Origin of the sequence: Aquabacterium soli (assembly GCF_003933735.1) — a bacterium.
Lineage (GTDB): Bacteria > Pseudomonadota > Gammaproteobacteria > Burkholderiales > Burkholderiaceae_C > Aquabacterium > Aquabacterium soli.
The window spans coordinates 103,018-113,366 of record NZ_RSED01000015.1; the positions used below are offsets into that span (position 1 = coordinate 103,018).

At 62.9% G+C, this 10,349-nt stretch carries 7 protein-coding genes, 1 tRNA gene and 2 pseudogenes; 7 read left to right on the top strand and 3 right to left on the bottom strand.

Annotated elements, in window-relative coordinates; genetic code table 11:
- Nucleotides 1-10: 10 nt before the first annotated feature.
- The 6 genes from tig (at nucleotide 11) to EIP75_RS17520 (ending at nucleotide 8,446) form a co-directional block, all read left to right on the top strand.
- Complete coding sequence (gene tig, locus EIP75_RS17495; RefSeq protein WP_125244574.1) at nucleotides 11-1,333, top strand: trigger factor; 1,323 nt, start codon at nucleotides 11-13, stop codon at nucleotides 1,331-1,333.
- Between the two features lie 228 nt (nucleotides 1,334-1,561).
- Nucleotides 1,562-2,170 carry an ATP-dependent Clp endopeptidase proteolytic subunit ClpP gene (gene clpP / locus EIP75_RS17500; protein WP_125244575.1) on the top strand — a complete coding sequence of 203 codons (609 nt, stop codon included), beginning with the start codon at nucleotides 1,562-1,564 and terminating at the stop codon, nucleotides 2,168-2,170.
- Between the two features lie 123 nt (nucleotides 2,171-2,293).
- On the top strand, nucleotides 2,294-3,583 hold the full coding sequence (gene clpX / locus EIP75_RS17505) for an ATP-dependent Clp protease ATP-binding subunit ClpX (protein WP_125244576.1): 1,290 nt from the start codon (nucleotides 2,294-2,296) through the stop codon (nucleotides 3,581-3,583).
- A 68-nt stretch (nucleotides 3,584-3,651) separates the two neighbouring features.
- Nucleotides 3,652-6,087, top strand: coding sequence for an endopeptidase La (gene lon / locus EIP75_RS17510; RefSeq protein WP_125244577.1), 2,436 nt, complete (start codon nucleotides 3,652-3,654; stop codon nucleotides 6,085-6,087).
- 132 nt (nucleotides 6,088-6,219) lie between these two features.
- Nucleotides 6,220-6,295: transfer RNA gene (locus EIP75_RS17515), tRNA-Gly, on the top strand.
- 228 nt (nucleotides 6,296-6,523) lie between these two features.
- The gene (locus EIP75_RS17520; RefSeq protein ID WP_199758634.1) at nucleotides 6,524-8,446 is read left to right on the top strand and encodes a tyrosine-type recombinase/integrase; all 1,923 of its coding nucleotides are present in this window, start codon (nucleotides 6,524-6,526) and stop codon (nucleotides 8,444-8,446) included.
- A 63-nt stretch (nucleotides 8,447-8,509) separates the two neighbouring features.
- On the opposite strand, the gene EIP75_RS24645 is transcribed toward EIP75_RS17520, so the two are convergent.
- Together EIP75_RS24645 and EIP75_RS24650 are read right to left on the bottom strand one after the other, a co-directional pair.
- Nucleotides 8,510-8,683, bottom strand: a complete 174-nt coding sequence (locus EIP75_RS24645; RefSeq protein ID WP_233584931.1) for a cysteine hydrolase family protein — start codon at nucleotides 8,681-8,683, stop codon at nucleotides 8,510-8,512.
- A 49-nt stretch (nucleotides 8,684-8,732) separates the two neighbouring features.
- A pseudogene (locus EIP75_RS24650) lies at nucleotides 8,733-8,984 on the bottom strand (isochorismatase family protein); the annotation flags it as partial.
- Between EIP75_RS24650 and EIP75_RS17530 the strand changes: the two are divergent.
- Nucleotides 8,943-9,269 (top strand): annotated as a pseudogene (locus EIP75_RS17530) (integrase core domain-containing protein); the annotation flags it as partial. The pseudogenes EIP75_RS24650 and EIP75_RS17530 overlap by 42 nt on opposite strands.
- Nucleotides 9,270-9,624: 355 nt before the next feature.
- Here the strand turns inward: EIP75_RS17530 and EIP75_RS17535 are convergent.
- On the bottom strand, nucleotides 9,625-10,349 hold a 725-nt coding region (locus EIP75_RS17535), incomplete at its 5' end, for an efflux RND transporter permease subunit (RefSeq protein WP_148100975.1).

The window sequence follows — 10,349 nt, forward strand, 5'->3', positions numbered from 1 at the left end:
GAGTTTCAACATGGCTGTCACCGTGGAGACCCTGGACAAGCTCGAGCGCCGCATCACGCTGTCGCTGCCCGCCGAAGTCCTCAAGAACGAAGTCGACGCCCGCCTCAAGAAGCTGGCGCGCACCGTCAAGGCTGACGGCTTCCGCCCCGGCAAGGTGCCGATGAATGTGGTGGCTCAGCGTTATGGCTACTCCGTCCAGTACGAGGTCATGAACGACAAGCTGGGCGAAGCCTTCTCCCAGGCCGCCGCCGAAGCCAACCTGCGTGTGGCCGGCCAGCCCCGCATCTCCGAGAAGGAGGGCGACGCTCCTGAAGGCCAGGTCCAGTTCGACGCCACCTTCGAGGTTTATCCCGAAGTCAAGGTCGGCGATCTGGCCACCGTCGAGGTCGAGCGTGTCAACGCCGACGTGAACGATGCTGCCATCGACCGCACCGTCGAGATCCTGCGCAAGCAACGCCGCACCTTCAACCAGCGCCCCGCCGCTGAAGGCGCTGCCGAGGGTGACCGCGTCACCATCGACTTCGAAGGCAAGATCGACGGCGTGCCCTTCGAGGGCGGCAAGGCCGAAGGCTTCCAGTTCCTGGTCGGCGAAGGCCAGATGCTCGAAGCCTTCGAGAAGGCCGTGCGCGGCATGAAGGCTGGCGAATCCAAGACCTTCCCGCTGCAGTTCCCCGAGGATTACCACGGCAAGGACGTGGCCGGCAAGGAAGCCGACTTCCTGGTGACCCTGAACAAGGTCGAATCCCAGAACCTGCCTGAAGTGAACGAAGAGTTCATCAAGACCCTGGGCCTGGCCGACGGCTCCGTCGACGCCCTGCGCGCCGACATCCAGAAGAACCTGGCCCGTGAGGTCAAGTTCCGCGTGGCCGCCCGCAACAAGGCCGCCGCCCTGGACGGCATCCTCAAGGTTGCCGAGTTCGACGTGCCCAAGTCCCTGGTCGAGGCCGAAAGCGCCCGCCTGGTCGAGAACGCACGCAACGACCTGAAGGCCCGTGGCATCAAGGACGCCGACAAGGCGCCGATCCCCGCCGAAATGTTCGCGCCCCAGGCCGAGCGCCGCGTGCGCCTGGGCCTGATCGTGGGTGAGCTGGTCAAGGCCAACAACCTGCAGGCCAAGCCCGAGCAACTCCAGGCCCACATCCAGGAACTGGCCCAGAGCTACGAGCAGCCCGCCCAGGTGGTGGCCTGGTACATGAGCGACCGCCAGCGCATGGCCGAAGTCGAAGCCGTGGTCATCGAAGCCAACGTGACGGATTTCATCCTGAGCCAGGCCAAGGTCACCGACAAGTCGGTCAGCTTCGAAGAACTGATGGGCCAGAACGAGCAGGCCTGATCCCGGCGCGTCCGGATTCCCTCCGGCGAATGAAAGCACCCGCCTGGCGGGTGCTTTTTTGTTTGCTGCGCGCAACGCAGCGGAAAGGCCACAGCCCGGCACGGCATGCTTTTTCCGTTGATGGCGGGTGCGCATCCCGGCGTGATAATGAATTCACCATATTGAAAAAGCTGGCAGATGCCCCAAGGTCTGCCAGTCACGTCACCTTCCATCCCTCCGAGGAACCTCATGAGCGCACTGGAAACGCAAAATCTGGGCTTGGTGCCCATGGTCATCGAGCAGTCTGGCCGCGGCGAGCGCGCCTATGACATCTACAGCCGCCTGCTGCGCGAACGCGTCGTCTTCCTGGTGGGCCCGGTCAATGACCAATCCGCCAACCTGGTCGTGGCGCAGCTGCTGTTTTTGGAAAGTGAAAATCCTGACAAGGACATTTCGCTCTACATCAACTCCCCGGGCGGCAGCGTGAGCGCGGGCATGTCGATCTTCGACACCATGCAGTTCATCAAGCCGGACGTGTCCACCCTGTGCATGGGCATGGCCGCCTCCATGGGAGCCTTCCTGCTGGCCGCAGGGGCCAAGGGCAAGCGGTTTGCGCTGCCCAACTCCAAGATCATGATCCACCAGCCGCTGGGCGGCACCCAGGGCCAGGCCACGGACATCGAGATCCACGCCCGCGAGATCCTGAAAACCCGCGAGCAACTCAACCGCATCCTGGCCGATCGCACCGGCCAGCCCCTGGAGAAGATCCAGGCCGACACCGAGCGTGATTACTACATGTCGGCCGAGGAATCGGCCGCGTACGGTCTGATCGACAAGGTGATCGAGAAGCGGGGCTGACGCGTTACAGGGGCGGTGGGGTGGAAAAGCCACACCAAGCCCCTGCACTTTGCCCGGGGAACGCTCCCCGGGTTTGACTTATCATCACTTTCACGTTGCCAGCAACCGTCAAGGCTGACCACCATGCCCGAGAAAAAAGGCTCTTCCAGCGAAAAAATCCTGTACTGCTCCTTCTGCGGTAAGAGCCAGCACGAGGTCAAGAAGCTCATCGCAGGGCCGTCGGTCTTCATCTGCGACGAGTGCATCGAGCTGTGCAACGACATCATCCGCGACGAGGTGGCTGCAGAGGCCGAAGCGGTGGGCAAGCCCGCCCGCAGCGATCTGCCGACCCCCGCCGAGATCAAGGACAGTCTGGACCAGTACGTGATCGGCCAGGACCCCGCCAAGCGCACGCTGTCGGTGGCCGTGTACAACCATTACAAGCGCCTCAAGCACATGGGTGTGGGCGCAGCCGGTGAGGGCAAGAAGCCCGACATCGAACTGGCCAAGAGCAACATCCTGCTGATCGGGCCCACAGGCTCGGGCAAGACCCTGCTCGCCCAGACGCTCGCCCGCCTGCTGAACGTGCCTTTCGTGATCGCCGACGCCACCACGCTGACCGAAGCCGGCTACGTGGGTGAAGACGTCGAGAACATCATCCAGAAGCTGCTGCAGAACTGCAACTACGAGGTCGAGAAGGCCCAGCGCGGCATCGTCTACATCGACGAAATCGACAAGATCTCGCGCAAATCCGACAACCCGTCCATCACGCGTGATGTCTCGGGCGAAGGCGTGCAGCAGGCCCTGCTCAAGCTGGTCGAAGGCACCATGGCCTCCGTGCCTCCCCAGGGCGGCCGCAAGCACCCGAACCAGGATTTCCTGCAGATCGACACGACCAACATCCTGTTCATCTGCGGCGGCGCGTTCGACGGCCTCGAGAAGGTCATCCAGAACCGCTCGGTCAAGTCCGGCATCGGGTTCTCTGCCTCCGTGCAGAGCAAGGACGAGCGCAAGGTCAGCGAGGTCTTCCGCGAGGTCGAGCCCGAGGACATCATCAAGTTCGGCCTGATCCCCGAACTCGTCGGCCGCCTGCCCGTGGTCGCCACCCTGGGCGAGCTGAGCGAGGATGCCCTGGTGCAAATCCTGACCGAACCCAAGAACGCGCTGGTCAAGCAATACCAGCAACTCTTTGCGATGGACAACGTCGAGCTGGAGATCCGTCCCGCTGCGCTCAACGCCATCGCCCGCAAGGCCCTGGCCCGCAAGACGGGGGCACGCGGCTTGCGTTCCATCGTCGAGCAGTCGCTGCTCGACACCATGTTCGAACTGCCCACCATGGAAGGGGTGCAAAAAGTCGTGCTCGACGAGCCGACCATCGACGAACAGGCCAAACCCCTGCTCGTCTACCGCGACAAGGCCAAGGCTAGCGCCTGAAACCTGTTTCGGGGCCCTTGTGTTCCGGCACCTGGGGCCCCACGTAGCTGCTAGAAAGTGAGGCCATCATGTCAGGACATCCGATCCTTCCCCCTGAGCCGCTGACGCTCCCGCTGCTTCCTCTGCGGGATGTCGTGGTCTTTCCCCACATGGTCATCCCCCTCTTCGTGGGGCGCCCCAAGTCCATCAAGGCCTTGGAGCTGGCCATGGAAGCCGGCCGTCAGATCATGCTCGTGGCCCAGAAGGCCGCCGGCAAGGACGAGCCCAAGGCTGACGACATGTTCGAAGTGGGGTGCGTTTCCAGCATCCTGCAGATGCTCAAGCTGCCCGACGGCACGATGAAGGTGCTGGTCGAAGGCGTGCAGCGCGCCCGCACCACGGGCATCACCGATCTGGGCGACCACTTCACGGCCGACATCGTGCCCGTGGAGCCCGAGACCACGTACTCCGCCGAAGTCGAAGCCCTGCGCCGCGCCGTGACGCAGCAGTTCGACCAGTACGTCAAGCTCAACAAGAAGATCCCGCCGGAGATCCTCACCTCCATCTCGGGCATCGACGATGCTGGCCGCCTGGCCGACACCATCGCCGCGCACCTGCCGCTCAAGCTCGAAAGCAAGCAGTCGGTGCTGGACCTGTTCGCCGCCTCGCAGCGCCTCGAGAAGCTGCTGGAGCAGCTCGAGCACGAGGTCGACATCCTGCAGGTCGAGAAGCGCATCCGTGGCCGCGTCAAGCGCCAGATGGAGAAGTCGCAGCGCGAGTACTACCTCAACGAGCAGGTCAAGGCCATCCAGAAGGAACTCGGCGAGGGTGAAGAGGGCGCTGATCTCGAAGAGATCGCCAAGAAGATCGAAACCGCGCGCATGCCCAAGGAAGCGCGCAAGAAGGCCGATGCCGAGCTCAAGAAGCTGCGCCTGATGTCGCCCATGTCGGCCGAAGCCACCGTGGTGCGCAACTACATCGATACCCTGGTCGGCCTGCCCTGGAGCAAGAAGACCAAGATCAAGCACGACCTGTCGCATGCCGAAGGCGTGCTGAACGAGGACCACTACGGCCTGGACAAGGTCAAGGAACGCATCCTTGAATACCTTGCCGTGCAGCAGCGCGTCGACAAGGTCAAGGCCCCCATCCTGTGCCTGGTCGGTCCTCCCGGCGTCGGCAAGACCTCGCTGGGCCAGTCCATCGCCCGTGCCACCGGACGCAAGTTCGTGCGCATGGCCCTGGGCGGCGTGCGTGACGAGGCCGAGATCCGTGGCCACCGCCGCACCTACATCGGCTCGATGCCGGGCAAGGTGCTGCAGAGCCTGTCCAAGGTCGGTACGCGCAATCCGCTGTTCCTGCTCGACGAGATCGACAAGCTGGGCATGGATTTCCGTGGCGACCCGTCGTCGGCCCTGCTGGAAGTGCTCGACCCCGAGCAGAACCACACCTTCGGCGACCACTACATCGAGGTCGATTTCGACCTGTCCGATGTGATGTTCGTGGCCACCTCGAACTCGCTGAACATCCCGCCTGCCCTGCTGGACCGGATGGAGGTGATCCGCTTGGCCGGTTACACCGAAGACGAGAAGGTCAACATCGTCCAGACCTACCTGCTGCCCAAGCAGCTGAAGAACAACGGCGTCAAGGATGAAGAGCTGGAAGTCACGGAAGCGGCCATCCGCGGCGTGATCCGCTACTACACCCGCGAAGCCGGCGTGCGCTCGCTGGAACGCGAGGTCTCCAAGATCTGCCGCAAGGTGGTCAAGGGCATCGCGCTCAAGCAGTACACCGACAAGGTGGTCGTGACGGAAGAGAACCTCAACGACTTCCTGGGCGTGCGCAAGTACAGCTACGGCGAGGCGACCAAGGAAAACCAGGTCGGCCAGGTCGTGGGCTTGGCGTGGACAGAGGTGGGCGGCGATCTGCTGACCATCGAAGCCGCGGTCATGCCTGGCAAGGGCAACATCATCCGCACCGGCCAGCTGGGCGACGTGATGAAGGAATCGGTCGAAGCGGCCCGCTCGGTGGTGCGTTCACGCGCCCGCCGCCTGGGGATCACGGACGACCTGTTCGAGAAGCGCGACATCCACATCCACGTGCCGGATGGCGCCACGCCCAAGGACGGCCCCAGCGCGGGTGCCGCGATGACGACGGCCTTCGTGTCGGCGCTCACCGGCATCCCCGTGCGTGCTGATGTCGCCATGACCGGCGAGATCACGCTGCGCGGCGAGGTCACGGCGATCGGTGGTCTGAAGGAAAAGTTGCTGGCGGCTCACCGTGGCGGCATCAAGACGGTGCTGATCCCGGAAGAGAACGTCAAGGACCTGGCCGAGATCCCCGAGAACGTGAAGAGCCAGATCGAGATCGTGCCGGTCAAGTGGATCGACAAGGTGCTCGAAGTGGCGCTGGAGCGCGAGCCCCAGCCCCTGCCGGAAGAAGAGGTGAAGGCAGCCGATGCCAAGGTGGTGGAAGCCGCCAAGCCAGAGGCCGCCCCCGCCGGTTCGACCGACGTGATGAAGCACTGAGTTTTTCTTGCAACAAGTGAAGGCCTGGGCCAGAAATCGCCTTAAAACCGATGTATAGTTCAGGTCTTCGCTGATCGCGACACCAAATGCGGTCAACGGCAACAGGCCTCAAAGCCTGAACCCGGCGAATATGCGGGATTAGCTCAGTTGGTAGAGCGATACCTTGCCAAGGTATAGGTCGAGAGTTCGAGTCTCTTATCCCGCTCCAATTTATGATCTGCAGACTTCCACTGACGTCTGTAAGTCGTTGAAAAGAGGAGCTTCGGCTCCTTTTTTCATTCCAGCAAAAGCCACGGAAATCCACCGACAGCCAGCGTTTTTGAGGCCAAAAACAAGGCCAAAGAATGCGGGTGGTGCCGGTTCCGGGTTGTTGCTGGGGTTGGACCGGGATGACCAGCAGCATCGAGCCTAAGTCTCACGACTTAGGAGCTTGATGATGGCACTCTCTGATCTGACCGTGCGGCAAGCCAAGGCTGCCGAAAAAACCCACAGCATCCCCGATACCGATGGCCTCGGCCTGGTGGTCGCCCGCACCGGCGGCAAGTCGTGGCATTTGCGCTATTACTGGCTCGGCAAGCAAAAGCGCATCTCCCTGGGGAACTACCCCGAGATCGGACTGCGCGAAGCGCGCGCCTTGCGCGATGAAGCCCGCGCGCTCCTGGCCAAGGGCATCAACCCCCATACAGATCGCAAACAGAAGCGACACGCGGTCAAGCTGGCGGCCGACTACACCTTCAAGGCCGTCTTCGATGCGTGGGTCGAGCATCGCCGCAAGGAAATCAAGGAAGGCAGGAACAGCACGCTGTCGCAGATCCTGCGGATCTTCAACAAGGACGTGCTGCCCAGCCTCAAGCAGATGTCGATCTACGACATTCGCCGGCCCCAGCTCCTGGGCGTCCTGGCGAGGATCGAGGAGCGCAAGGCGTTCACCACTGCTGAAAAGGTCCGCACCTGGCTGGGGCAGTTGTTCCGCTATGCCCTTGTCATCGTGGAGGGGCTGGAAGCCAATCCGGCCTCCGACCTGGACGTGGTGGCCGAGCCCAAGCCCCCTGTGAACCACAACCCCTACCTGCATCTCCCGGCGCTTCCCGAATTCCTGCAGAAGCTCAGGCTCTACAACCCTCGTGGTTGGCAGACTCAGCTCGGCATCCGGCTACTGTTCCTGACCGGCGTGCGCACCGGCGAACTGCGGCTGGCGACCCCGGACCAGTTCGACCTCGACCGTGGCCTGTGGATCATCCCGCCGCAGATCGTCAAGCAACTCCAGGACGAGATGCGCAAGGCCGGTAAGCGCCCGCAGGACGTGCCGCCCTACATCGTGCCGCTCTCCGTCCAGGCCATCGAGATCGTGCGCTACCTGTTGGGTGTGATGAGGCCGGCCCAGATCCATCTGCTCACGCACCGCAGCGAACTCAAGAAGCGCATCAGCGAGAACACCCTCAACGCAGCCTTGAAGCGGATGGGCTACGAGGATCAACTGACCGGGCACGGCATCCGCGGAACCATCTCGACGGCGCTAAACGAGATCGGCTATCCCAAGATTTGGGTGGACGCGCAGCTTTCGCACTCGGACCCGAACAAGGTGAGTTCGGCCTACAACCACGCCAAGTACGTCGAGCCGCGCCGCCGGATGATGCAGGACTGGGCAGATCGCCTCGACTTGCTCGAACAGGGCCAGGTCGAAGCGGCCAGTGCCCACCTCACCATCCATATCGAGGGCGTGCCGGCCATCGCAGGGGAGGACAACCCCGACGACATCGCTGCAGCCTCTTCTGCGACTCCCGTTCCGCCCGTGGTGGCCTCCCCCATTGTCGTGACGCCAAACGACGCGGGAATCACCTTCCAGCGGCTGTCGCAGGTGCCACCGCCTCCGACGCATGCGCCGGAACCCGAGGTGTCCGCCATCCAGCGCGAGCGTGAGGAAATGCTGGCCATCTACGAATCGCCGAGCAGTCTGCCGGTGCCCTTGTTCGGCAAGCTGGCCGGAAAGTCCAAGGACCAGGTCAACCGCGAGTTGAAGGCCGGCAAGCTGCTCTCCATCAGCCTGGGCAACCGGGGGCAGCGAGTTCCCGATTGGCAACTGGTGCCGCTCAAGCACAAGCTGGCCCAGGTGCTCATGAACCAATGCCCGCAGGCGGATTCCTGGGACCTGTATCGCATGCTGACGCAGCCGCACCCTGACTTGGGGGGGCGCCCTGCCGTCGACATCGTGACGCCGGGGAATCTGGGCCTGGTCGTCCGCATCATCGCGGGTACCCGCCAACAGACGGCTGGCCTGCCGCCGAAGCCTATCCCCGAGGACGTGCAGCAGAGCGTTCGGCGACTGGTAGACAGCGCCGCGGTGCTTGAGACGGCGTAATACGAAGTGCGGCAGCACAATGGCCAGCGGCAGGTGCCTGTCTATGGCCTGCTGCATTTCGCCTTATTTCAACGACGCGCCCAAGCGCACCACGACCGCGTAGAGGTCGGCAATCGTCGCCAGTGCGACCTCGTGCAGCATCTCGGCTGGCACATACACAGCGTCGGTGCGGATCGGCCGCGTCGCGCAAGCGTCCGCCACGACGGTCGGCTGATTGCCACGCAGGAAAAGCGCCATCGGCGGTGAAGGTCACGCACATGTGGGTCATGAACCAGATGACGATGACCTGCTTGTTGCCAACCACGTCCAGGCGCTTGCCCAGGTCGGTGTTGAAGATGGCATTGGGCGCCGTCTTGACTACGACGGGTTTGTCGGCTAGCGATGCAACGGCGGGATGGATCTGCCCGGTCTCGGCGGCGAGGTCGTAAGGCGAGCCCCGGCCCCCATCATGGACGACATGGATGACCTTTGCGCCCGCAGCGCGAGCCCGCGCCAGGAGCTCCTGACGGACAACGGCAGTGCGTACATCGCCGGTCACACGCGCGCGATTGCTCGGCCCCTTGGCCTCAAGCCAGTGACCACGCCGTCGTGCAGCGCGCAAAGCAACGGCATGGCCGAGAGCTTCATCAACACCTTCAAGTGCGACTACGTCAGCCGCATAAACTTAGCGGACGCCACAACGGTCATGGCGCAGTTGCACTTGGCCTTCGAGCACTTCAACAATGTGCATTCGCCTTCGAGCCTGAGAATGCGGTCACCCAGAGAATTCAGGCAACATCAACAGCGAATCGCCCAGACCGGGAGCGCGTCAGCCAGCGTATAGACCGTGTCCGGTTATGCGGGGGCAAGGCCACATCCTACGAGGTGACGGATCGGTAATGCGAAGCCGAAGAGACTGGACTTGGGACCGTGGTCCCTACCTTAGCCGGAATTGGCGAAAGAGCATTGACGCACCGTTCCTGTACGACATTCCAACAAGCTTCGACCTTCCTGCATTTGGAAGGTTCGCTGAAGAGAACTCCCAGTAACGCCCGCTTTTGGAGTCGGTATGGCTGCACGTCGTATAGACGCATGAATTTACGTCCGGCGGCTCAGGGCCAGCGGCGTGCCCCTGCCGCCGGCCACATGGGCCACGTCATCAAATCGCTCGGTGCAGCGAGGCGTCAATGCTCACGCAATCAGACACGCTCCCTGGGCGGCCTGCGCATCAGCACGTACGCAGCAGGAATCACGAACAACGACAGCAGTGGTGCGGTCACCATCCCACCAAGCATCGGGGCTGCGATGCGACTCATGACCTCCGAGCCCGTACCGCTGCTCCAGACAATGGGTACTAGGCCCGCCAGGATGACCGCGACGGTCATTGCTTTTGGGCGCACGCGCAGCACCGCCCCTTCCCGGATCGCATCGAGCAGTTCTTCTCGCGTTGGGTTGCGGCCATCCGGGCAACGCTCCGCCAAGGCCTGCTTCAGATAGATGAGCATCACCACGCCGAACTCCGCCGCCACACCTGCCAGCGCGATGAATCCCACGCCGGTGGCGATGGACAGGTTGTAATTCAGCAGGTACAGGAACCAGATGCCCCCCGTGAGCGCGAAGGGCAAGGTCGCCATGATCAACCCCGCTTCCTCTACACGCGCGAAGGTCAGGTACAACAGAACGAAGATGATCAACAGGGTGGCAGGCACTACAACCTTCAGGCGTGCATTGGCCCGCTCCATGTATTCGAACTGCCCGGAGTAGGTGATGCTCACACCCGGCTCCAGCTTGACCTGCTGCCCGATGGCATCGCGCAGTTCGTTGGCCACCGAGGCTAGATCACGGCCGCGCACATCGACATAGACCCAACCGGAGGGCCGTGCGTTCTCGCTCTTGAGCATGGGTGTTGGCGCCGATTCAAAAT

Bases quoted from the DNA above. Each gene is read 5' to 3' on its own strand.
- tig (WP_125244574.1), top strand. From the start codon at position 11: ATGGCTGTCACCGTGGAGACCCTGGACAAGCTCGAGCGCCGCATCACG.
- clpP (WP_125244575.1), top strand. From the start codon at position 1,562: ATGAGCGCACTGGAAACGCAAAATCTGGGCTTGGTGCCCATGGTCATC.
- clpX (WP_125244576.1), top strand. From the start codon at position 2,294: ATGCCCGAGAAAAAAGGCTCTTCCAGCGAAAAAATCCTGTACTGCTCC.
- lon (WP_125244577.1), top strand. From the start codon at position 3,652: ATGTCAGGACATCCGATCCTTCCCCCTGAGCCGCTGACGCTCCCGCTG.
- EIP75_RS17520 (WP_199758634.1), top strand. From the start codon at position 6,524: ATGGCACTCTCTGATCTGACCGTGCGGCAAGCCAAGGCTGCCGAAAAA.
- EIP75_RS24645 (WP_233584931.1), bottom strand. From the start codon at position 8,683: ATGGCGCTTTTCCTGCGTGGCAATCAGCCGACCGTCGTGGCGGACGCT.